We start from the raw sequence: 21,888 nt of genomic DNA on the forward strand, positions 1-21,888 counted from the left end.
GACCCTTAATGGAGAAGGAGGGAAGATATCTACTAAGAGCCACGGTCTGCCGCGCGACAGCCACCATAATGATAAAGAGGGTTCCAACCGACGCTGGCTTGCCGAAACTGTCTGAGTGATTACAATGGATAGTAGCCTAGAAGACTTCGTAGAAGGCGATAGTTCCGAAGAATCGGAAAGCAAGAAAACCACCACTAAAGGATTTAGTGAAGGGTCGGAAGTTAGAAAAATAATCAAGCGTTGCCACGATATCCTGTATAAAGACGAAGGCCTAGACCCGGCACGAGCGTACGATGAGCTCACAACCCTACTGATAGTCAAGGTCTTTTCTGAAAAAGAGGACACAAACTCCCAATTTACCGCGGAGTCAAGTCCTGATGAGACAACGAATAAGATTCGGATGCTCCTTCAAGGAGCTCTTGAGGACGGGATATGTAGCGAATTGTTGCTGGTAAACGGCAACAATGGAGAGGACCCGGAGTCTGTCTTCCAATTAGATGACGAAACGATTCACAAGCTTGTGTCCATTCTCCAGGATTACAGTTTCTCTGGGACATATACCGGAGATAGCAGTCCAGACATCAAGGGTGAGATGTTTCAGGAAATGGTCGGAGAAACCTTCCGTGCCGAGCTAGGGGCATATTTCACACCTCGGGAGGTCGTCGACTTTATGGTTGATTTCCTTGAAGTAAAGCCTGATTCTCGAACGCTCGACCCCAGTTGCGGCAGTGGAGGGTTCTTTGTTGGAGCACTCAATCATCTTTCTGAAAGGTTGTCTGCTCAGAAGGACGGTGATATCAACAGTCACGTGGAGAACTTCGTTGAAGAGAACATTTGGGGTGTGGACATAAACCACCGGATGGTTCGGACATCTCGGTTTAATTTGTTCACGTATTCTAATTCTACAGGAAATATTCATCTTCAGGACGGGCTTCAAGCTACTGGGCCAGATTTCGATGATGGGTCATTTGACCGCATTTTTTCGAATCCTCCGTTTGCAGGCCAAGAAGACCGAGAAAGCGTACTTAATGAGTTCGAGATTGGTAGAAAAGAGAGCGGAGAAACTCGCTCTGTCAGTAAGGAGCTTCCGTTCATTGAAAAAATCGTCCGTCTATTAGATGAGGGTGGAAAGGCAGGAATAGTATTACCAGAGAGCGTCTTCAACAATCAAAGTCAGCAATTCAAGGATATTAGAAAGTATCTGTATCGGAATGTCCGCATTGAGGCACTAATTGGACTCCCACGGGAAGCTTTCCATCATACAGATACAGGGGTACAAGGTGCACTTCTGTTCGTCGAGAAGACAGAACCACCAGAAGACTATGAAGTGTATATTGACTGGGCAGAGAATGTCGGTTATAACACATTAGGACATAAGATTGGTCGAAATGACCTCCCAGATATTGTCGAACGTTACAAGGATAGCACCCCGTCTAAAGAACACTACTTCGAGCTCTCCGAGTTGCGTGAAAATGGTCGGATAGACCCGTTCTACTATCATCCTGAGCGAACACGGTTACAGAGAAAAGCGAAGAGTTCGAGTGACCAGCTTATTCCCCTTAGTGATATCGTGGAAGAGAAAGGGGAAACGATATCTAACCGTGTCAAAACACAGAAGGGTAATCATTTTGCGTATATTGAGGTCCGAAACTGTAGTAAAGAAGGCGAGATAACTGGCTGGAGAGATGTTACTGCCGGGGTAGATAGCGTCCCGAGCAGGCTGACTTACTGGATGAAGCCGGGAACAATCCTCCTGTCAAACCATCGGGATTCTATAAAATCCGGGCGGAACCCTATCTTAGTCCCAGAAGCGTTCAACGGTGAGATAGATTCAGAGGGGAATTTGTATCTCTTCGGTGACGAGGTTCCCCATGCACAGGTTACAGTTTGGGACTCAGAATCAGAAACCTGGAAAAACCCCTCAGAAGTAGATGATACGGGAGAATTTCCGTTAGAAGTACAGTATGATATTGAAGCAAATAGCGTTGTAATTCCAGACAGTGAACTTGAGATTCGGCTTGAAGGTAGTTTTGTTGGATTTGTCACGACAAACCGACTGATGCAACTACATCCACGGGATTCGTTTGGCTCTATCGATTCGCCCGTGACTCAGTATGCTGACCAACTGCTCCAGACGGAGTTTGTGCGTGAACAACTTATTCGAGAGACCACGGGCGCTGCATCACCAGAACTCAAATCCAAAAATCTAGAAGATATCACAGTACCAGTCCCAGAAGATGGCGATGTTGCTGGGTTCATGGAGGAAATCCTCCAGATGGAAGAAAAGATTGACCACCACAAGCAAGAGATAAAAAATCTAAACTCCGAGATTAGGGGTAAATTCGATAACCTAATTCCCGAATCATAGCTGGATTATTTCAGATATTCGTTCTGGAATTCTTCCATCTTCTCGTCTATTTCCTGAATCACTGAGTCTTGCTGGTCCGAACCAAGGACGTGGTAGAGACTTACCTTCCGGCTGTTAACGATATCTCTAATTTCGCTATCAGTAAATGTTCCAACAGCTTCCAGGAGAGTTCGTTTTTGACCGTCTGTGAGTTTCGTGTCGTCTCTCAGAATCTCTTCCACTTCTCCGTCATCAAGAATTCCTAATCCACGTGCTGAGTCAATCCTGTCTTCAACCTTCGTCTTACGGCCTCGAACGAGTAGTTCCAGATTGTTTTTAATACTCATCTCTTCCGGGTACTCTTGACGCAATCGAGTGTTTAGTTCTTTGAAATATTCCTTCGTGGCAGAGTAATACTCACGGTATTGTTCTAATTCATCCTCGTCGATAACGGGATGGATTTCATCGACTTCCAAGAGACCTTCACGGTGCAGATACATCGCAAACGCCCAAGTCTCCTCAAACCGTTGATTGCTTTGAGTGAGTCCAACCTGCCGCCCCATCTTTTCCAACTCTTTGACCGTCTTCGGCTTCTGGGTGAAAAGAAGGTACATTACGGCAGCAGCAGTACCTAAATCGAGAATGTTTCCATTCTCCCAGTGCCGAGACTGGTTACACCGCCTGCATAGGAAACGGAGGTTTTCGAGGCGGTCTGCTTCATCACCGAGAATATCCCGTTCCACAATATGGTCGTGGTTTATACTGGTTATTTTTCCGCAATTTTCGCAAGGACCGTATTGCGAATACATCCATCTTCGGGATGGTGCCCATCTGTTGCCCCGCTCGTAACGCTCTCTCAGTCCGTCTAGCTGAGGGACGTGAGTTGCCGTCTGAGGTGGTTGAAGAGATTGCAGCATCTCTTTTGCAATGGTAGTCCAGTCAAGGATATCTTCTTCAACGAGGTTTGTGATGATTTCTTCACATCTCTCTTCAGTCACGTCAAGGAGTTCCTCTGGTTCACCGTCGTCACCAAAGTTAGATTGACCCATTAGGTCCAACCAAGTTACACAAATCACAAATACCTTACTGTGCGATGATGAGTGAATCTGGAGCCGGTTATTGAAGATTCTGGAGGGTCTTCGCTACTGAACCTGTCTACTTAGGTCGAACTGTGTGTTTGTGTGGGTGAATATCCTCGATAGTAATCGAACTCCTGTGCTACTGCCAGCACTCTATCGTTCTGAGGTGGATAAGCGAAATGAAGAGTCGGTAATAGGTCGGCCTCGGCACTCATAGGGTTCGTCGTCGCCGGCCGCCACGCCGACTCGGAACGTCGTGTCTCGTCATCGGCCGTGCGGCGCTACGGGCCGACGCACAAAGACCCTTGCTCATCACCGTATCTTCCGGACGTTGCTGATGTCGAAACCGGCGTCGTGGATCTCCGTCTCGAAGCGGATGATGTCCTCGGCCTCGATGCGCGAGAGGACGCCGCGGAACTCCCGGACGTACATCGTCCGGTCGCGCTCGTTGCCGCCGCTCTCCCACTCGAATCCGAGGGTGCCGTCGACCGCGCCCATCAGGGTTCCCATCTCGGTGTCAGTCAGACTCTCCTGGTTGACGAGCACGAGGATGAGACCGCCCCACGACTGGGACGCCTTCTTCAGACCCTGCAGGAGCATCGTCGCCTCGCTCGTGTCGACCTGCTCGTCGGGCAGCGCCATCAGGTCGGTCAGTGCGTCGACGAGGACGAGGCTGCCGCGCGCGTTCGCCGTCAGGTAGTCGCCGAACGCCTCGAGGACGTCGCGGCGGTCGCTGGCCGACCCGAGGTCCTCCAGGGTGCGCCGCTTGCCGACGTACCAGTCGCGGGGGATCGGACTCAGCTGGAAGTACTCCCGCGAGAGGTCCTCGAACTCGATCTCGGGCATCGCGGCGTCCATGAGTTCGTCGTCGACCGTGTGGAAGATCTCCTCGCGGATCTCGCGCGGGCTCGCGGTGAACGAGACGTAGTGCACCTCCTCCGGGAGCGAGGCCTCGTCGGCGACGGAGCCGTAGTGCAGTTCGAACGCGTCCGGATCGGAGTGCGCGAGCGCGTTGAAGGTCGCGCTCGTGTGGAGGAACTCGCGCGCGCCGGCCCCCGCGTCGCCGGCCAGCAGGACGACGCTACCGGGCGGTGACCCGCCGCCGATCAGCGAGTCGAGTTCCGAGACGCCGAACGGGATGCGGTTCATGCGCTCCCATCTCAGGCTCGTTCCTTACCGTTTACGCTCGCACTCCGGTTGCGGGGACGGGCGGTCACCACCTCGCCGCCACGTCCGACCGCGTCGAGTGCCGCCCGCGCCGCGTCGGTGGCCGCGTCGGCGTGGTCTCGGTCGGTCACGGCGTACACCGCCGGCCCCCACGACGACTGGCCGACGCCGGAGACCGCGGTGGACTCCTGCAGTCGGGCGATGACGTCCCCGACGGGCGGGCGGTAGACGCCGCCCTGTTCGTCGGCGTACCACGCGCCGTTGAGGCGGCCGATCTCAGCGACCGCCGCGCCGAAGCGTTCGTGGTCGCCGTCGATTACGGCGGGGATGGCGCGTCGCAGCAGCACCGCACCGATCTGGTCGGCGATGGTCGGGTCGGCGCGCTCGACGACCGCGCGCATGCTGTCGTCCTCCTCGTCGCCGTTGCGTCCCGGGTCCGCGTCCGGGAGCGCGAGGACGAACCGCCAGTCGTCGGGCACCGCGTGGCGGGCCGCGACCGCCGGCACCGACCACTCGCCAGGGTCGGGGCGGTCGACCGTGAATCGCTCGGCGGGGTGGCCGGCGTCGACGACGAAGCCGCCTCGCTCGAAGGTGGCGACGCCGACGCCGCTCCGCCCGCCGCGGTCGAGGTCGGGCGCTCGTTCGCGGACGTCCAGGGTGCGGTCGTACGCCCGCGCGACGGCCGCGAGGACGGCCAGCGCGAGCTGGGTGCCGCTCCCGAGCCCGGCGTGACGGGGGAGCGACTCCGCGACCGTCACGTCCGCACCCGGAACGTCGAGCACGTCCGTCGCCCGCCGTGCGTACTCGCGGGCGGTCGGGTGTTCACAGCTGACGCGGTCGGCGGGCGTCGCGTCGACGCGGACCCGCGGCTCCTCGAGCGCGACGCCGACGCCGCCGTACAGTCGCTCGTGCGCCAGCGAGAGGTTCTGGAACCCGAAGTGGAGGCGAGCCCCCGTCGTCACCTGCGCCATACCTGAACGTAGGACAGGGGAAGAAAGGGGGTTTCGACAGTGGCAAAAGCAGTCGGGGGACGCTAGGCCATCCGTTCGAGGACGTACTCGGCCGCGCGGTCCGCGCCGTTCTCGTAGTCGGGCGCGGCCGGTGGATTTTCCACCGCGCGGGCGACGTGGTCGATGGAGTGCTCGACCTGGAACCCGGTCAACCCATTGCGTTCGAGGACGCGGGAGACGCCGTGCTGTTCGTCCGTGAACGGGTAGACCACGCAGGGCGTGCCGGCGACGGCGGCCTCCATCACGGTCGAGTAGCCGGAACAGACGACGACGTCGGCGGCGCGGATCCACGGGAGCATGGCGGGGACGCACTCCCAGTCGGCGTCCCCGACGAGCGTCACGTCGTGGCCCTCCGCGCGCAGCGTCGCGGCGAGCGTGTCGAAGTTCGTCGAGTAGGTGCTCGGGACGAGCAGGAGGTCAAGGTCGTCCGGCGGGCCGCCGCCGTCGGTCGGGGCGGCCCCGGCGGTCGACCCGCCCTCCGCATCCGGACCACTGCCGGCGGACGAGACGGCGTCCGGGGTCGGGACGGTGCCGTTCGCCGGCACGTCGACGTCGGTCGCCGACGCCGGGTCGAGGGCAACCGGCGGGATGTAGACGACGCCGGGCGGGTCGCCCGCGTCGGGTTCCCAGACGGTCGGGTAGAGGAACCCCTCGGCCACCGTCAGCTGATAGCGGTTGAGCAGCCACGTGAACACCTGTTCGACGGCGGCGTCGTAGTAGGAGGCGGCGTTGTGCGTGAGGACGTACAGCGGCGTTCCCGTGCACTGTGCGGCCATCGCCGCGAACATGTCGTCGGTCACCAGCGCGTCGGGGTCCTCGCGGCGGAGCCACCGGGCGATGTCGTAGACCCGCTTGCCGCTGTTGGGGACGCTGCGGCCGACGACGTCCAGCAGCGACCCGCCCTGGTAGTCGCCGATGAAATCGACCGTCGCCGGACGATACACGTCGTAGCCGTTGTACTCGATGAACCGCGAACCGGGGCCCCCACCGGCCAGGACGACGTCCGTGTCCTCGCCTTCGAGCGACTGTGCCACCGCGAGCATCCGGGTCGCGTGGCCAGCCCCCTCCGGGTAGTGAGCGACGGCGACGGTCCGACTCATGGAGGATTGTCTACCGTCACGGGGCAAGTATATTTGGATTCAGTGATTTCGGTGTTAAATCGCGACGCGCCGCGTTCGAAGCCGAATCCGGTAGCGCAGTACGACGTCGACGTCGGGTGCAGTACGGCGTCGACGTCGGGCCGTCACTGGGTGTCCGCCAGTCGTTCGACGCGGGAGAGCGAGTCGGCGTCGTCGGGGGTCCTGTCATCGCGGACCCCGAGGAATCGCGGGAACCTGAGCGCGTATCCCGACGAGTAGGTGGGCGACGCCTGGATCTCCTCGTACCCCACCTCGAACACCACCTCGGGCGCGATGTCGACGTCCTGACCGTCCTGCGAGCGGATGTGCGGTTCCAGCAGCTCCGTCAGGTGGGCCAGCTCCTCGTCGGTGATGCCGGTCGCAACCTTGCCCAGGGTCTCGTACCCCGAGTCGGTGCGGGCTGACAGCAGGAAGGTCCCGAGGAAGCTCGCGCGTCGTCCCTCGCCCCACTCCGCGCCGGTGACGACCAGGTCGAGCGTCTCGACGTCCGGCTTGCGCTTCAGCCAGTTCTTCCCACGGCGGCCGGGCGAGTACGTCGATTCGGGGTTCTTGAGCATGATGCCCTCGTGGCCGGTGTCGAGCGCGTTCTCCTCGACGCCCGCGATCTCGTCGGGGTCGTCGGTCACCGTCAGCGCGGAGACGCCGGAGAACGACGACGGCGCGTCCGGGTCGGTGCCCGCGACGGTGCCGGCGAGCACCGCCTGCAGCCGGTCGTGGCGCTCGGTCAGCGGCGCGTCCAGCAGGTCGTCGCCGCTGGCGTGGAGGCAGTCGAACGCCCTGAGCTCGACCGCGACCTCCTCGCGCGCCCTCGCGACGTCGTGCTTGCGGCGGAACCGGCGCAGCACCTCCTGGAACGGCAGCGGTTCGCCGTCCTCCATCGCGACGACCTCGCCGTCGAGGATGACCGGCTCGTCGAGCGTCGCCTCGGCGTACTCGACGACCTCCGGGAGCGCGTCGGTGACGTCCTCCATGTTCCGCGAGAAGATGCGGACGGACAGGGCGTCGTCGGTCGTCGCGTCGGACGGTGAAGCGTCGCCGGACGACGTCACGTCAGTGCCCGGCATGGTCAGCCCCTCGGGGTCGTAGTGCAACTGGACGCGCGCGCCGTCGTACTTCCACTCGACGCCGACCGTCTCCCACTCCTCGAGGGCGTCGGTCACGGTGCCGGCCTGCGCGAGCATCGCCTGCACCGGACGGCCGACGTCCAGGTCGAGCGATTCGAGTCCCTCGACGCCCTCCTCTCGGGCGACGCGGGCGACCCGGCCGTAGTCGTTCGACACCTGGAGCGCGCGCTCGACCTCCTCGACCGGCACGTCGAACGCCGCCGCGACGGCGTCGCGGACGCTCCCCTCGCCGACGCCGATGCGCATCTCCGAGAGGACGAGCCGCGCCAGGTAGCGCGCCTCGTCTTCGTCGGTGCGGTTGAACAGCCCGAACAGGATGTCGATCTTCGTGTCCTGGCTGCCCGACCCCTCCGCGTCGGCGAGCGCTTCGAGCTCATCGTACACCTCCGAGACGGTGAGCGACTCCCGTCCCCCGCCGAACTCGGCGAGCCCGGTCTGGCCGCCGAAGTCGTAGCTCGCCGCGACCGCGCCGATGTCGCCGCTCTCGGCCAGCCGCGCCTCCACGTCGTCGGCTGAGACGTTCTGCCCGGCGGCGCGCGCGATGGCCGCGTAGCAGTAGTTCGGCCCGATGTCGAGCGTCGTCGAGTCCCACGCCGGGAACACCCGGCCCTGGACGAACCGTGCCAGCACCTCGAGGTCGTCGTCGGCCGCCAGCAGGAGCTCCGTGACGGCGTCGACGATGGCCGTGTCGGCACTCGTTCCCTCGATGTCGCGCGCACGCTCGGCGAACTCCGCGAACTCCATCGTCGGGAGTTGCGAGCGCCGCGATTTAAATCGCCCGGTCGGGCGCGAACGCCGCCGCCCTGGGGCGGTTTCCAGCCATTACTTCGCGCCGCGTCGCCCCCGCATTGGAACCGACACGTTCGACTCCCGGGGGGCCGAAGTCGCGGCCATGACCGACACGCTTGCGTCGAACGGCGTCACCGCGCGCTACCGCGAGACTGAGCGAGAGCGCATCCTCGAACTCGAATCCGGCGGCCGGACCGCTGTCGTCGCCCAGAACCGCGAGGGCTACGGCATGCTCAAGGTCCGCGAGACGGCCGGGGGCGACGAACTGGAGCGCTACTACGGGTTCGACATGGCCCTCGACCACGCCGCCGAACTGCTCGGCGTCCGCCCCGACGAGATTCCGGTGCCCGACCCCGCCGCCGACCTCGGGATGTAACCGGTCGGAACGGCGATACTGCTCGTGTCCGGCCGTCGGGGTCTATCAGGAACGGACGAGAACTGTGGGGATTGGCGAGAACTGTACGGATGGACCAGAACCGCGAACTGAGGAGAACTGTGAACGGGAGCAGTGCGACCGAGCGGTCGAGGGCGTTTCAGAGGAGCGAGGAGACGACGTTCGCGGCGTACGCGACGCCGAGGAGGAGGAGCAACAGCAGCACGGACCAGACGGTGCTGGCCTGCTCTACCTCGACCGGGAGCCTGACGGTGACGGAGATGTGCGCCCACCAGATCTCCAGGGCGGCCCAGACGAACAGGACCGCGACCAGCACGAACGCCGCGAGCACCTCCCAGAAGCCCATCCACCAGGGGAAGAAGTAGCCGAGCAGGCCGTTCTCGGCGACCGGCGGGACCGCTCGGCGGATGCCGGCCTCCAGCTTTCCGGCCAGCGACCGGTTCGCGGTGTCGATGGAGTGGGAGGCGATGCCGGCCTGCGCCGCGCTCGGACCGCCGGCGCTCTCGTCGCCGGTGCCGAGGCGTTCGGCCTCGTACGCCCGCTCGACGTCGACGGACCAGACGATCTCGCCCTGCCGGTCGAGTTCGAACACGCGGTCGCCGATGGTGTCCGTGACGAGCGTGTGGCCGTTCGGCAGGCGGTCGGCGTCGCGCGGCCACTGCATCCGGTCGTCCCGCCAGGTCCACGACCGCTCCCACTCGCCGTCCACGCGCTGGTACTCGACGAGGCGGTCGTTCTCGGAGTCGGCGACGACGACGGCCGGGCCGCCCTCGTCCGCCGGGATGTAGTCCGGGTTGTGCTGCTCGCGGAGGATGTCGTACTCGTCCTCCTCGCCGAGCGTCCAGTCTTCCATCAGGCCGCTCTCGTTCAGGAACGCGACGCGGTCCTGGTTGCGGAGGTCGACCATGACCCGGCCGTCGTCGAGGTACTCGACGTCGTTGATGTGCGACCAGTCCTTGTTGTAGTCGCCGCCGCTCGTCACGGGCAGGTCGCTCTCGACCGTCCAGGTCCACTCCCGGATGCCCGTCCTGATGTCGACGACGAACACCGCGTCCGCGCCGATGTCGGCGACGAGGAGGTGGGTGCTGTTGATCTGGTCCACGTCGTGCCAGCGGCCGTTCTCGGCGCGGTGGCTGTACAGTCGCGTCACCTCGCCCGTCGTGAGGTTGGCGCGCTCGACGACGTTCCGGCGGCAGTTCCTCGGTTCGGACAGCAGGCCCGACGTGCAGGCCTCGCGGTTGACCTGTTCGGTTGCGACGTAGGTCACCGACTCGGACCCTTCGATCGCAGGGTCGACGTCCCAGTAGGTGCTCAGGTCGTCGGCGTGGTAGCGGACGGTGCCGTTCGGGTTGAACGCGATTATCTCGCCCGAGACGGAGCGCATGTCGCCCTCCTGTGCGGTGACGACCGTGATGCCGCCGGCCGGTTCGACGGCTGGCTGCTGGGACCCCGCCTCGGCGCGTCGTTCGTAGACCGCGTTGGGTGCCGCGCCGGCGAGCACCATCTGGGTCACGATGCCCAGTACGATGGCGATGGAGAGCGTCGAGAACAGGGCCCTGTAGGCGGACTTCCGGTTCATACTCTCAATTCAGAAATACAGTTCAAGAAGGTTGTGGAGTCGGTCACCCGGGCGGGCGCGCAGCTCACACGGGTATTCGCATCCTCACTCCCGCAGGAGCGCGACCTTCACCAGCGACTTGCCGGCCGTCACTGTGGCCTCCTTCGTCAGCGAGTAGAGGACGCCGACGCGGTCGGTCTCGACGGTCTGTAGCGTCTCGTACGTCGCCGGGTCGTAGAGCGTGCCGACGCGCTCGCCTGCGTCGACGCGCTCGCCGAGTTCCAGGTCGGTGTCGGGGACGAACAACCCCGACTCGGCCGCCGCGACCGTGCCGAGGTGGTTGCGCGCCAGCGTCGCATCGCCGGTGTCGACCGGGTCGGCGTCCAGGACGTCGCAGTGCCGGAGGACGTTCAGCGTGCCGTCCACGCCCGCCGCCACGGCCTCCTCGACGACCTGCTTGTTGTGGGCCAGTTCCGGCGTGACGGCGGGGATGCCCGCCCGGGTCGCGGCGACGCGCAGTTTCCCGTCGAAGTCGCGGTCGGCCCACTCCGCGTCGGCGTCCTCGCCCGCCTCCTCGGACAGCAGCAGGTCGGTGCCGAACGCCTCCGCGAGCGCCCGCGACTCCGCGTCGCCCTCTCGGAACACCGCGTGGGTGAGCATGTCCGGGCTTCCGGTGTGGAGGTCGACGATGGCGTCTGCTGCCTCGACGTACTCCCAGAGCCGGGCGGCCATCCGCTCGTGGAGCGTGCCCGCCGCGTCGCCGGGCCAGACGCGGTTCATGTTCGGATGCACACTGTCGAGCGCCTCCGGCGTCGTGTAGGAGACGCGATCGAAGGTCAGCGGGTCGGCGACCGGGACGACGACGACCCGACCGGCGAGCGGACGGTCCACCAGTTCCGCGTGCAGGCGGCGACACACCTCGGTCCCGTTGACCTCCCGACCGTGCTGGGCGGCCTGCACGTACACCGTCGGTCCGCCCGCGCGCCCGTCGTAGGTGTGCACCGTCGTCGTCACTTCGGTCCCGGATGGCATCCGGGCGAGCGTCACCTCCTCCGCCACGTGGTCGGTCATGCTCTAGCGGCCCATCTCCGGGCAGTTGAACGTACTGCTCCGGACCGGTTCGGCCTGCTTTATCATCCCCGCGTCCGACGGTCCACCCGAACGATGTACTCCCGGGAACACTTCCTCGTCGGCGCCGCCGTTTCTGGACTCGCTGTCGCCGTCCTCGCGCGGACGTTCGACCCGGTCGTGCTCTCCCTGCTGTTCGGCTACGGCGTCCTCCTGAGCGTGTTCGTCGACCTCGACCACTTCCTGCTCGCGCGCTGGCGCAGCGGCGACTGGGGTCACCTCAGCGCCTGCGTCCGGAACCCCGGCGACGCCTTCGGCGACCAGGACTGGGTGTTCGAGGACATCGACGACATGGAGCAGGAGCGCCTCCTCTCGCACGTCGTGCTGGGCGGCCTGCTCGTCGGCGGCCAGGCGCTCGTGAGCGTACCGCTGGCGGCGTTCACCGCCGTGATTCTCTACGCGCACGTGCTGGCCGACCTGCTCCGGGACAACGGCGTTGCGTGAGGGGGTGAGAGACGGTATGCGCGGGACCGGATTCGAACCACGCGAACGGCTCGCTACGCTCGCCGTTCTCTACTTCGAATCCTCGTTGCGATTTCGCCGCTCGCGTTCGCTCGCGGCAGAAATGCGCGGGACCGGATTCGAACCACGCGAACGGCTCGCTACGCTCGCCGTTCTCTACTTCGAATCCTCGTTGCGATTTCGCCGCTCGCGTTCGCTCGCGGCAGAAATGCGCGGGACCGGATTCGAACCGGCGGACTCCTACGAGACAGCGTCCTAAGCGCCGGTCGGCAAGCCGACCGGGAACCGCCCTGCGCACCCAACTTCCGTATCGACATGTGCGAAATATTGGGCAAGTTACTTAACTTTGTGCATGGCACAGCTTTGCTCGCTGTTCCTGATTCCACCAATACGATAGTTAGGTTTATATTAGTATGCCTTAACAAGAAGGAGCCAACTAGCAGTCTTCACCCATCGAAGTGAGTGAATTGGCGGACGTATGTTGCTAGATTTAGCTCCTCTACTCCCTTATGAGTATTCTTGCAAAGAGTAGTTCTTACCTGCATGATTAGTTTCGTGAAGTGAGTTTACAAGTTCTTCTAGTTCATTGAGGTTACTAAACGTTTTAGCACCCATCTCTTTCAACTTCTCGGGGGATTGACCGTCATCCTCCTCAGGGTCATAGAGTAGAATGGGCAGATTTTGACTCTGTGCGAACTTTGCTTGGTGAATCGTACCACCAGTTTCTCCAGACGCACCGATAATGACTGCTGTTGTTAGTCCAGAAGTAATCCTATTTCGTTCAACAAAGCGACCACGGTTTATACGTACTTTCTTACTGACTTCACTCACCAACGCCCCGTTCTCTGGAATCTGCTCACCTATCTCTTTGTTACTTTTAGGATATACTTTCTCAATATGACCTGGGAGCACAGCTATCGTTTTACCTTCCGCTTCTAATGTAGACTTATGAGCGGCTTCATCAACACCGTTGGCTAATCCGCTTACTACAGTTTTCCCCATGTTAACTAGCTTTCCGCCGATTTCTTCTACGAAGTCTACTCTATGTTCGTAAACGTCCCGCGTTCCAACTACTGCGATACCCTCTTTCCAAGAAGATAGGTCACCATTGTAATAGAGAATGAGTGGGGGTTTTTCGATGTTTCTTAGCCGAGAAGGATACTCTTCTCCAAAGATAGAGACGTATCCAAGACCTTTATTCTTGAGCTCAGACAGGTACTCTCTATAGAAGTCAAGGTCCGAATTCTCAAGAGTTTCAAGAACGTCACCAGCCTTAGAATTATCATCGTTTTTCAAAGACTCACCCTTAACAAAGTCCTTGAAGACTTCCAACTCTATCTCACCAAGTGGACGCTTATTGTCTGCCTTCTCAAATAATTCGACAACTTGATGGCTATTAAATTTATGCTTATCGTTTAGTGCGGCAAGGACTACGTCAGTTTCCATTGTCAACCTCCTCCAGTGCTTCAGCGTGAACTAGTCCTTCGAAACTCACTGTCCGAGCTATTCCTAGTCCATAAACTGTATCCACTCCTGCTTCTTTTAGAGCTCGGGCAGTATCAGATATCGTGGAGCAAGTTGTCACGATGTCGTCTATGACTACTGCTTTCGATACGTCGCTCAAATCTTTATCGCATCCTACTTTCCCACGTACGTTCTCTTTTCTATCCTCCTGATTATCCATGTCTTTTTGTGGAGAATAGTCTTCAAGTTTGTAGGTGACATCAGCAAGTTCCACGCCGACCTTGTTGCTCAATCTCTTTCCGATTTCCGCCATATGATTATACTCTTCACCAGACCCAGAAGGTGGTGGCACCAAAATGTCCGTTTCTGTGAGTGAAGTAAATCTTCCCATCCCCCACCCCAAAATATCCGACATTTTATCAACATTCTCACCTTCCTTCGCCGCACGAATCTCTTTTGACAATTCGTGGTCGCTTGTAACCGTCTGCTTGAAGTAGATGGATACCGTAAAAATGCGGTCCACAAATTCGCCGACCTCGTTCTTACCTTTGTTACAGTAGAAGCAAACCCCTGAAGTCCGTGTAAAGGACTCTTCGATTGGTTCACCACACATTCGACACTGGTACTTTGGATGAATTACGGGTGCTCCTTCAAAATCCTCTAACTCCTCCCAAGCGTCTTCTATTCGACTATACGTTGTCATCGTTTTGTAAGAATCCTAATCCCTACCAGTTAAAAGCCGCGGCACCGCGGTGAAACTGAAACCTATAGTACTCGGAATGGGTATGAGGCAATCGAGATATACTTCACACGTTGTTCAAACTCTGTCGAAGTGGCTGTAAACTCTCTCTGTCGTAAGTATGGTTGCGTGCCTGAGCCGCTTAGTTACGTCGTATAGGGTGTTTCCCTCTTCCCTGTTCAACATCCTGTAAGCGACGCTGTGGCGGAGTACATGCGGTGTTACTTGGTCCGGGGAACCTCTCCCCTTCACGGTATACGGACGTATCTCGGCGTCTTCTGCGGCGTCTCTGATGACATTACGGACACTCTCGGTAGTCATACGGTCCGACTGCCGCGACGGGAAGAGCGCGTCTGAATCCTTCCATCGCGTGTTGAGGTACTGCCGAAGGGTACGGATGGTCTCGTCGGCAAGTTCAATCTCGGTGTATTGAGGACTGTTGTCGTTGGGGTAGTCCTTCTGAATCTCGGCAGGGAGCATTAGCACCCCCTCGTCCAAGTCCAACATCTCGATATCTACCGCGACGGCTTCGCCAACCCTGAGTCCTGTATCGTATAGCAAGGCGATGAGCGCGTCATTCCTGCCTGCGAGGTAATCGACGCTCTGGGCAACCGTCGCGTCTCGCATCTGTTTAACTTGGTCCGGCTTGAGCCAGACATGTGCTTTGTCGTCTTTCTGAGTTTGGGTATTTGCAGAACCGGCCATTCCAGTCACCTTGATACTTAAACGAACAGGGGCCAACACCATATGAGTTTGGGAATCTGTTAATGGAGTCCAAAACTCGTCGCGGTACTTGTAGAAATAGTTGCCATTGCTCTTACGGCAGGTAGTGAGACGTAGTAGTTTTTTTATAACATGCTGGCTACATCACCTTCCTCAAGCGCGCACGTGCTCACAGAGAATTTCTCACTTCTGCATCAACGATTCCGCCTTTGTTAATTATTAGCATGGTTGCCGGTAATGTACCTACTTGAATCCAGATTTCAACTCGGCTGAAACCGAGTTCCTGGTCCAGTACCTACCTGACATTCCGTGGGCCGGAGTAGTGGCGCGACTAATCCGGCTTTGGCCATGGTATCAGGTATGGCGGAGTTGGACCGCGCTCACCTTCGCCGTGAAGGTCATTCCGGACCGAGAGTAAGCAAACACACGGCGCGCCGCCTCTCGTACAGCAAGGGACTGCTGTGCCGTCAGGACGCACCGCGTCCAGCTGTGGTGGCGGCGCGTGTGTTTGCTCATTTTGAATCAAGTTTACAGGTCATGCGGTTCATGGTCCTGTAGTACCACCATTTTTATTCTGTTCACCATCCCAGGCCGGTAATCTGGGAACATCCACGCCGTTCAATCAATATTTAATGGTTGTTTTTATAAGATTGCTATCTGGTCGTCTTCATGGACAACGGTGGCCTCTTTATCTCACTGTTCGACAAAGAGACACTTCACCTGTATCTTGACCAGGGTGTCTACGGCCAACACGTAACACCTGAACGCGAGACTCCGTCAAGTCAGAGCCGACACTACAACGTACTGGGGGACTACGCAAGTTGTCGAGAGGGCCGTCACGTCTTCTTCTTCCTTGAACGAGAAATCTACTATGGAGGCCAACTCGTCGGGGGTGGAGACGGGCCGGCCTTCTATATCAACGGTCAATACAGCCCTCTTGGGCGGGAAGCAGACGCATCTGTCGTCTGGGACGAATCGGGCCGGTACGAACCACTGGACGGGCCAGGGCTTTTCGAGACGCAAAGGGGAGAGAAGTGCCAACCGTTCCTGATTCAGTTTGAGGACCGGCTCGGCTTTGCAGGTCGGTACATCACTGCGGACCAGTTCTACATTGACCTGAGCGAGTACCCTTATCCCATGCCGTCAAACAGTATGGAGGGGATGGGGTTCTGCACACTCACTGAGCAGGAGACCGATATGCTCCTCGACATTTTTAGCAACGACGAAGAAATTGCAGGGAGCATTGACCCAGAACCTGATGACCTTGTAGAACTTGATGGAGACCCTGAGCCCTTCCGCACAGAGTATGGCCCCGACTCTGTCGCTGATGTCCAAGACGAATCGCATCTGGAAGCATTCGCATTAGCAAATCCAGAGATTCTCCCTGAGGTTCTCCAACCAGAATCAGATTCTCAACTGTGCCGTCAGGTCCCTGTGTGCCCTTACAAGCCACCCCAGCACATGGACAAGGCTGACGTGTGTTACTATACCAGGGACGAAATCAATGAGGGGACTTTCCCGAACACAATTATAGAACTGAAGTATAAGAGTGGAGGCGACACCCCCGCTGGCAAGCAAGCCGCGCTTCAAATGAAAAGATATGCCGAGTGGTTAGATAATCGGCTTGACGATAGAGCAGAGGATGTGAATCTCTACATTTATTCACCACCAGGATTCACTGGGACGTTCGACGGATACATCCCAGAGAAGTATGTGGACTGGATACAGAAAGTCGAGACTGTGGAAGACCCCTGCCAAACAACCTTCTGACTACGAGAAGTCAGCTAACCCTTTCTGTATGCGACCACGCCGTTCGTCCTCAGGAACGTTCGTGGCGATAATCTCGTCTACTTTGTCGCGGTTCTCGGCGTCGCTGTTGATAGCTCTCGTCGCTCCCTCAATCTCCACCGAGAATCCAACGTTGTCATACATATCGTACATCACGCCGCTGTTACTGAGGATAACGTACACACCTTGCTCATCAAGTTCTTGTGCCACCTCAAGGAGTCGTTCTTGGTCCTCTTGTCCGAACCCCTCAGCGCTGTAATCAGTAAAGTATGCGGTCGAACTCATAGGTTCATACGGTGGGTCAAAGTAGACTAAGTCCCCTGGCTCTGCATATTCAAGAATGTATTTGAAGTCGCGATTGAAGATTTCCGTGTTCTTCAGCACATCGCTCGCCTTTCGGATTCGTTGCTCCTGTACCCAATCTGGATTAGCATATCGGCCAATCGGGACGTTGAAGCCACCGCTACTATTCTGCCGATATAGGCCGTTGTAACACGTTCGGTTGAGGTACAGAAGTAATGCCGCTTCCTCTATCGGGTCAAAGCTCTCGCCATATGGACGCTTATTGAACCTTGCTCTCTGCTGGTAGTAGTAGTTCTTAATCTCCTTTCCTTTATGATTGGTCTCCGCAAAGTCGTTCTCGGAGTCTGGGTCATCCTCAGGGTCTCGGTAGGATTCGAGCCGGTCAATCAGTTCCTCAGGATGGTCACGAACTTGTTCGTAAAAGTTGATGAGTCGGATGTTCGTATCGTTGATGGTCCCGTTCTCCGGTTCGAGGTCGAAGAATAATGCACCCCCGCCGAAGAACGGTTCGTGGAAGTGGTTGTAGTCTTCAGGGAATCTGGCGGATAGTTCGTCTAACAATTGTCTCTTGCCGCCTGCCCACTTCAGAACGGGGTTTACCATTACCTTGGTGTTGTCCCGTCATGCTGTATAAAGCCACCGTTCAATGAATCTTGAATGGCAGTCATTTCGGACACTATTAGGTGAAGAAGCCTCCATCTGGCGAACGTGGCCCCACAACGGGACGAAGAGTCCGGTGAGTTCACCGACCAATACCCCCGCCAGAAGTTCATAGAGGCGGTCGAGGAGTTGGAGATAGCGACAACGCCGAAGGTCGCGGAGTACGTGGGTTGTTCATACGATTTAGCCTATCGAAGACTCCACGAATTTGACGAGGAAGGCGCAGTCACTAAAACAGATGCAGGCGGGGTTTTTATTTGGTCGCAGTAGATTGCGACAGGTCCTCGAAGTGGGTCAGCACATAGTCGCCGAGTTGCTCCTCAACTTGGTGGAGATTATACACGTCAGTTATGTCATTGTAGCTCTCTCGAAGTACGTTCGTGAGGGACTTCCCCCATCCCTGGCCATCCGTAATCCAGACGAACTCTACGCCGTCGTTTCTCATCCGGCGCGATACGTGATTATACGACCGACGAATTTCAGATGGCTTACTCCCACCGCCTTTGTAGCAATTGGCTTCGAAGACGATACGGAGTTGTCCGTTCTCGAAGAGAGCAAAGTCCACCGTCTTCTTTTGTCCTGACTCATCATTGTACTCGGTCGTGTACTCGGCTTCGATGGAGACGTTGTATCCTTCCTGCTGGAGTTGGTCAGTAATCCCTTCCAGTTTTTCTCCGACGATGTTCTCGAAGCACGTCCCCTGACGGTTCTTTCGCGAATGTGTCTCCATACCAACGAGCATCCCTCGGTAGTGGTCTCGAATGTCTGCAGACTCGTCTACCACATACTGGAGGCCGATTTTCTGAAGTTCTTCGGCCAGCTCCCGTGCTTCCTTTCGGTCGCCGTTATCAATGGCGCGCTGTACGTCGTAGAACTTCCAGAGACCTTCGAGAGCAGTATACTTGTTGCCACGTTCCCCAAGAATCTCGAAGTAGAAGTTTATCCACTTCCGGGTATCGTCGGCATCCATCAAGGCGTCTGTAAGCCCCTTGATGAACACCTGTTTGGATACATTTTGAAGCTCCGCAATGGCCTCAATTTGTTCTTCGTAGTTCTCAATTTGGTCTTCGATGTCGTCCCAATTGATGAACTCCGAGGAAGGGATGGCAGATGGGATGATAGTGTCTTGGAACTCCTCGACGAAGTCTTTAGTTGGAGGCTGATGTTGCCGAAGCACCATATCCCGGTGAAAGGAAATCCAACAGATGACTTACGGCTAAATCTTGGTTGAACGGTGAATACTGCACCATATGCGTGCAAGATTCGGAGAGTTGAAATATAGTTTAGAGGAGTGAATCAATTGGGTGAGTTCGGACAGTATAAAACCTCTTCGGCAAGAAATCAGTCGGGTAGGGCTTAAGCGTTGTCGAGAGGACTTATCTACATGATTGAATTGAATAAGAACCGCGATGTACGACTCAAATCGATGCATCATATGCGGTGGAGCTAAAGAAGCAAACCACCACGTGAATGGTGACGACGAAGACAATGCGGCAAAGAACGTAATCCCCGTCTGTACGTCATGCCACAACAAGATTCACTACGGTACGACGATGCAGACACTACCGTGGTTCGCTAAACTTCCTGAATCTGCGCGAAGACGGACACTCCCTACGGTTGGAGTAGAACGGTTAGAAGGCCAGTACAAGAACGCGTTCTTGATGGACAAATGGATGGAAGATGCCTACCAAGCAACGCAGAGCGCCTTAGCAGAGGCAGAATCCTACTTGACAGGGAGACATTATCATATTAGCGGTATTGACGTGACTCACTCCTTTGTCCGCAAGTTCAGGTCCAAGATGGTGGTTCACTCCAAGGGCAATGTGTACGAACACCGGACAACTCCTATCGTGTTAGAGAAAAAGGGGCCAAAGTGTGTCCTCCGATTGCCCGAGCTCGATAAGCACGCAGGTGGAACGACGCGCTCGCGGAAGGCCTACGAAACGTTCCTCACGGAGCTCAACAAACGCCAAGGACTACGTGGACACGGAGGGGAGGTTACGGGATACGAACCGTAGGGGCATTGACCTTTGGCGGAGTAGGCCGCACTCACCTTCGCCGAGAGGTCACTGCCAGGAGGAGACCGCAAGCATACACACTGCCGCCGCCAACAATCTAACAGTATAACAGTACGGTGCGGCTATTGAGAGCACATCGTGGCTGGGGAACGTAGTTTGCCGTAGCCAATGCTACGTAATCACTTTCAGTCACGACGCAAGTTTCGACGCTTGTCGAAAGAAGGGCCTCCGTGATATTCGTTAACCCGCACCGAACCTCCGAAGAAACCCTTTCTTTTGGGGGTACTACGTACCCCTTTTCTTTGGGGAATAATGCTTTCAAGAGTACCGCATCATGCTTCATGTTCAAACAGCAGTCATGCTGTGCTGTAGCGGTCTGCTGTGCTGTTGAGATGTAGCGGCAGTGTGTTTAATGCGGTTATCTTGAACAGAGGTAGGGATGTTGTTCTATCTGAAGCGATGACGTTTACTTGTCGGTAGACACAGCATCGGCCTTTACTGGTGTAACAGCAGTCCTACTCTTGGTGTAACCAACAGCAGGCCCCCACCTTCAGGAAGGGATAAGAAGCGGCGTGAGGACGCTTATAGCGGCACACAGAGACTTACAGAAGGCATGGTACGACTCGTCACAAACAACCAGTTCCTTTAAGAGAGCCACAGCGCCGCGTGAGCGAGTTCTTTTTGTGCAGAAGTCCTATCCCTCTCGCCACTACATGAAATCGTTCATGACGGAATCTCGCACGTCTCACGAGCTTCTGACATAGCACCACAACCCTTGAGGACCACTTAGGTGAAACCAACGATGCATAGGACCGGACTCAACTGCTTGAGATTCCAGTTGTTGGCACATTGGCTCGTGGAAGTTACCCATAGGACCCTGGCGTAACTAGCCCTAGTTACGTCAAATGTCGAAAAGCTTGTTGGCAGATTTGTGCCATTACCAACCTACGAGATAAGAGAACATGCTACCTACGAAGATGATGGAGAATCATTGCTTCGGAGACGGACCGCTGTTCAATACCATGGCGACTCATCTGTTGCCACACAGCCGGTCCACTTACATCGAGTCGGTCGGCAAACTTGGGGATGGACATTCCTGCCCGGTGATACAGATAGTACAGTACTTGTGCATCTCGACGGGGTGCATCTAGTGTGTCTATTTTCGACCGAATAGTGTGCGCTTCAGGGGAATCGAAACGGGGTTCTGGGTTTCGTTGAGTTTCATAAGTATGATTTTGAGATGGAAGTGACGCGGTGGCGGCGTGTGTTTACGTCGGTGGGTGTGGCATGGACTCCTCGTCTTGGTCGAGGAAGTGGCTGATGCACAACCGTAGATACTCCGCGAAGGGAGTATTCCCCGCAAGTGCGAACTGACAGTTCGGGTCTTCTGCGATTGGTGTCGACCGAAACTGCTCATACAAACTCTCGTACTGCTCCGGTGGAAACTCGACAGTCACTGTATCTGTGTATCGAACGGAAGGAGTCGATTGCTCATAGTCGGAGACATCTACTTCAGGGCTATCACCGAGTGACTGCCGGATATATTCCCCAAGTGGATGATTGGCTCCATAAGTGTCTCTGGTTCCCACCAGCTCGGATTCAACGAAGTTCTCAGAAAGCCGTTCAGACACCTCACTGGTGAAGTAGATGACTGTTCTTCTTCCTTCGCTCATTCGTTGCCCTCCTGCTTCTGCTCTTGTTCAATAGCCTCCTCTGCCATCTGCTGAATCACATCGGACCACCGGATTGAGGTGGTGCCATAGCGTCTTTCAGAAGCCTCTACGAGTCTCTTGTGTGCCTCTTCAGTGAGACGAATGTGCTTTATAAGTTCACCTTCTGCCATATTTGGAATGTACCTCTTCGGGATGACGGTATAGGCCGCCATCCTGTCGAAAAAAATAGGGCCGTCTTCCCGGCCCATCGTCATCATAGACCGACGTCAAAGAGTTTCTTGAGGAGCGGGCACTCCTATTTAAGAAGCATTGGGAATGGACTC

20 protein-coding genes are annotated in these 21,888 nt (G+C 57.3%); 6 read left to right on the top strand and 14 right to left on the bottom strand.

The window, feature by feature from the left end; translation table 11 throughout:
- Nucleotides 1-124 precede the first annotated feature (124 nt).
- Nucleotides 125-2,368 (top strand): N-6 DNA methylase, encoded by a 2,244-nt coding sequence (locus NKT36_RS02120; RefSeq protein ID WP_327052298.1) that lies wholly within the window; start codon nt 125-127, stop codon nt 2,366-2,368.
- A 5-nt stretch (nt 2,369-2,373) separates the two neighbouring features.
- On the opposite strand, the gene NKT36_RS02125 is transcribed toward NKT36_RS02120, so the two are convergent.
- The 5 genes from NKT36_RS02125 to ligA form a co-directional block, all read right to left on the bottom strand.
- Nucleotides 2,374-3,396: an HNH endonuclease signature motif containing protein gene (locus NKT36_RS02125; RefSeq protein ID WP_327052299.1), complete on the bottom strand. Its 1,023-nt coding sequence runs from the start codon at nt 3,394-3,396 to the stop codon at nt 2,374-2,376.
- A gap of 342 nt (nt 3,397-3,738) precedes the next feature.
- Nucleotides 3,739-4,575: an RAD55 family ATPase gene (locus tag NKT36_RS02130; RefSeq protein WP_327052300.1), complete on the bottom strand. Its 837-nt coding sequence runs from the start codon at nt 4,573-4,575 to the stop codon at nt 3,739-3,741.
- 11 nt (nt 4,576-4,586) lie between these two features.
- Nucleotides 4,587-5,564, bottom strand: coding sequence for a beta-ribofuranosylaminobenzene 5'-phosphate synthase family protein (locus NKT36_RS02135; protein ID WP_327052301.1), 978 nt, complete (start codon nt 5,562-5,564; stop codon nt 4,587-4,589).
- Between the two features lie 62 nt (nt 5,565-5,626).
- Entirely contained in the window at nt 5,627-6,703 is a 1,077-nt protein-coding gene (locus NKT36_RS02140; protein ID WP_327052302.1) for a glycosyltransferase, read from the bottom strand.
- Between the two features lie 143 nt (nt 6,704-6,846).
- Nucleotides 6,847-8,610 (bottom strand): ATP-dependent DNA ligase LigA, encoded by a 1,764-nt coding sequence (gene ligA / locus NKT36_RS02145; RefSeq protein ID WP_327052303.1) that lies wholly within the window; start codon nt 8,608-8,610, stop codon nt 6,847-6,849.
- 148 nt (nt 8,611-8,758) lie between these two features.
- On the opposite strand from ligA, the gene NKT36_RS02150 reads away from it, so the two are divergent.
- Nucleotides 8,759-9,031, top strand: a complete 273-nt coding sequence (locus NKT36_RS02150) for a DUF7111 family protein (RefSeq protein ID WP_327052304.1) — start codon at nt 8,759-8,761, stop codon at nt 9,029-9,031.
- Nucleotides 9,032-9,188: 157 nt separating this feature from the next.
- Here NKT36_RS02150 and NKT36_RS02155 read toward each other — a convergent pair whose 3' ends face one another.
- Nucleotides 9,189-10,628 carry an aryl-sulfate sulfotransferase gene (locus NKT36_RS02155; protein ID WP_327052305.1) on the bottom strand — a complete coding sequence of 480 codons (1,440 nt, stop codon included), beginning with the start codon at nt 10,626-10,628 and terminating at the stop codon, nt 9,189-9,191.
- An 84-nt stretch (nt 10,629-10,712) separates the two neighbouring features.
- Nucleotides 10,713-11,678 (bottom strand): succinylglutamate desuccinylase/aspartoacylase family protein, encoded by a 966-nt coding sequence (locus NKT36_RS02160; protein ID WP_327052306.1) that lies wholly within the window; start codon nt 11,676-11,678, stop codon nt 10,713-10,715.
- A 93-nt stretch (nt 11,679-11,771) separates the two neighbouring features.
- On the opposite strand from NKT36_RS02160, the gene NKT36_RS02165 reads away from it, so the two are divergent.
- A complete protein-coding gene (locus NKT36_RS02165) occupies nt 11,772-12,179 on the top strand; it encodes a hypothetical protein (RefSeq protein WP_327052307.1) in 408 nt (135 codons plus the stop codon).
- Between the two features lie 525 nt (nt 12,180-12,704).
- On the opposite strand, the gene NKT36_RS02170 is transcribed toward NKT36_RS02165, so the two are convergent.
- From NKT36_RS02170 to NKT36_RS02180, 3 genes are all read right to left on the bottom strand, one after another.
- Nucleotides 12,705-13,643 (bottom strand): DNA-processing protein DprA, encoded by a 939-nt coding sequence (locus NKT36_RS02170; protein WP_327052308.1) that lies wholly within the window; start codon nt 13,641-13,643, stop codon nt 12,705-12,707.
- Nucleotides 13,633-14,364, bottom strand: a complete 732-nt coding sequence (locus tag NKT36_RS02175; protein ID WP_327052309.1) for a ComF family protein — start codon at nt 14,362-14,364, stop codon at nt 13,633-13,635. The genes NKT36_RS02170 and NKT36_RS02175 overlap by 11 nt, the downstream gene beginning before the upstream one ends.
- Before the next feature lie 114 nt (nt 14,365-14,478).
- Nucleotides 14,479-15,105: a tyrosine-type recombinase/integrase gene (locus NKT36_RS02180; RefSeq protein ID WP_407652225.1), complete on the bottom strand. Its 627-nt coding sequence runs from the start codon at nt 15,103-15,105 to the stop codon at nt 14,479-14,481.
- 687 nt (nt 15,106-15,792) lie between these two features.
- Between NKT36_RS02180 and NKT36_RS02185 the strand changes: the two genes are divergently transcribed.
- Complete coding sequence (locus NKT36_RS02185) at nt 15,793-16,893, top strand: hypothetical protein (protein ID WP_327052311.1); 1,101 nt, start codon at nt 15,793-15,795, stop codon at nt 16,891-16,893.
- Here the strand turns inward: NKT36_RS02185 and NKT36_RS02190 are convergent, their stop codons facing one another.
- Nucleotides 16,894-17,817, bottom strand: coding sequence for a DNA adenine methylase (locus NKT36_RS02190; protein WP_327052312.1), 924 nt, complete (start codon nt 17,815-17,817; stop codon nt 16,894-16,896).
- A 105-nt stretch (nt 17,818-17,922) separates the two neighbouring features.
- On the opposite strand from NKT36_RS02190, the gene NKT36_RS02195 reads away from it, so the two are divergent.
- The gene (locus tag NKT36_RS02195) at nt 17,923-18,144 is read left to right on the top strand and encodes a transcriptional regulator (RefSeq protein WP_327052313.1); all 222 of its coding nucleotides are present in this window, start codon (nt 17,923-17,925) and stop codon (nt 18,142-18,144) included.
- Here NKT36_RS02195 and NKT36_RS02200 read toward each other — a convergent pair.
- Nucleotides 18,128-19,054: a DpnII family type II restriction endonuclease gene (locus NKT36_RS02200; RefSeq protein WP_327052314.1), complete on the bottom strand. Its 927-nt coding sequence runs from the start codon at nt 19,052-19,054 to the stop codon at nt 18,128-18,130. The two genes, NKT36_RS02195 and NKT36_RS02200, sit on opposite strands and share 17 nt — an antisense overlap.
- Nucleotides 19,055-19,283: 229 nt before the next feature.
- Between NKT36_RS02200 and NKT36_RS02205 the strand changes: the two genes are divergently transcribed.
- Complete coding sequence (locus tag NKT36_RS02205) at nt 19,284-19,892, top strand: HNH endonuclease signature motif containing protein (protein ID WP_327052315.1); 609 nt, start codon at nt 19,284-19,286, stop codon at nt 19,890-19,892.
- A gap of 1,268 nt (nt 19,893-21,160) precedes the next feature.
- Here NKT36_RS02205 and NKT36_RS02210 read toward each other — a convergent pair.
- Nucleotides 21,161-21,565, bottom strand: a complete 405-nt coding sequence (locus NKT36_RS02210; protein WP_327052316.1) for a hypothetical protein — start codon at nt 21,563-21,565, stop codon at nt 21,161-21,163.
- On the bottom strand, nt 21,562-21,822 hold the full coding sequence (locus tag NKT36_RS02215) for a hypothetical protein (protein ID WP_327052317.1): 261 nt from the start codon (nt 21,820-21,822) through the stop codon (nt 21,562-21,564). The genes NKT36_RS02210 and NKT36_RS02215 overlap by 4 nt, the downstream gene beginning before the upstream one ends.
- Between the last annotated feature and the right edge of the window lie 66 nt (nt 21,823-21,888).

Source organism: Halomicrococcus gelatinilyticus (assembly GCA_024227995.1).
In the GTDB taxonomy this organism is placed as follows: domain Archaea; phylum Halobacteriota; class Halobacteria; order Halobacteriales; family Haladaptataceae; genus Halomicrococcus; species Halomicrococcus gelatinilyticus.

Coding starts and splice junctions, on each gene's coding strand:
- NKT36_RS02120 (WP_327052298.1), top strand. CDS start 125: ATGGATAGTAGCCTAGAAGACTTCGTAGAAGGCGATAGTTCCGAAGAA.
- NKT36_RS02125 (WP_327052299.1), bottom strand. CDS start 3,396: ATGGGTCAATCTAACTTTGGTGACGACGGTGAACCAGAGGAACTCCTT.
- NKT36_RS02130 (WP_327052300.1), bottom strand. CDS start 4,575: ATGAACCGCATCCCGTTCGGCGTCTCGGAACTCGACTCGCTGATCGGC.
- NKT36_RS02135 (WP_327052301.1), bottom strand. CDS start 5,564: ATGGCGCAGGTGACGACGGGGGCTCGCCTCCACTTCGGGTTCCAGAAC.
- NKT36_RS02140 (WP_327052302.1), bottom strand. CDS start 6,703: ATGAGTCGGACCGTCGCCGTCGCTCACTACCCGGAGGGGGCTGGCCAC.
- ligA (WP_327052303.1), bottom strand. CDS start 8,610: ATGGAGTTCGCGGAGTTCGCCGAGCGTGCGCGCGACATCGAGGGAACG.
- NKT36_RS02150 (WP_327052304.1), top strand. CDS start 8,759: ATGACCGACACGCTTGCGTCGAACGGCGTCACCGCGCGCTACCGCGAG.
- NKT36_RS02155 (WP_327052305.1), bottom strand. CDS start 10,628: ATGAACCGGAAGTCCGCCTACAGGGCCCTGTTCTCGACGCTCTCCATC.
- NKT36_RS02160 (WP_327052306.1), bottom strand. CDS start 11,678: ATGACCGACCACGTGGCGGAGGAGGTGACGCTCGCCCGGATGCCATCC.
- NKT36_RS02165 (WP_327052307.1), top strand. CDS start 11,772: ATGTACTCCCGGGAACACTTCCTCGTCGGCGCCGCCGTTTCTGGACTC.
- NKT36_RS02170 (WP_327052308.1), bottom strand. CDS start 13,643: ATGGAAACTGACGTAGTCCTTGCCGCACTAAACGATAAGCATAAATTT.
- NKT36_RS02175 (WP_327052309.1), bottom strand. CDS start 14,364: ATGACAACGTATAGTCGAATAGAAGACGCTTGGGAGGAGTTAGAGGAT.
- NKT36_RS02180 (WP_407652225.1), bottom strand. CDS start 15,105: ATGGCCGGTTCTGCAAATACCCAAACTCAGAAAGACGACAAAGCACAT.
- NKT36_RS02185 (WP_327052311.1), top strand. CDS start 15,793: ATGGACAACGGTGGCCTCTTTATCTCACTGTTCGACAAAGAGACACTT.
- NKT36_RS02190 (WP_327052312.1), bottom strand. CDS start 17,817: ATGGTAAACCCCGTTCTGAAGTGGGCAGGCGGCAAGAGACAATTGTTA.
- NKT36_RS02200 (WP_327052314.1), bottom strand. CDS start 19,054: ATGGTGCTTCGGCAACATCAGCCTCCAACTAAAGACTTCGTCGAGGAG.
- NKT36_RS02205 (WP_327052315.1), top strand. CDS start 19,284: ATGTACGACTCAAATCGATGCATCATATGCGGTGGAGCTAAAGAAGCA.
- NKT36_RS02210 (WP_327052316.1), bottom strand. CDS start 21,565: ATGAGCGAAGGAAGAAGAACAGTCATCTACTTCACCAGTGAGGTGTCT.
- NKT36_RS02215 (WP_327052317.1), bottom strand. CDS start 21,822: ATGATGACGATGGGCCGGGAAGACGGCCCTATTTTTTTCGACAGGATG.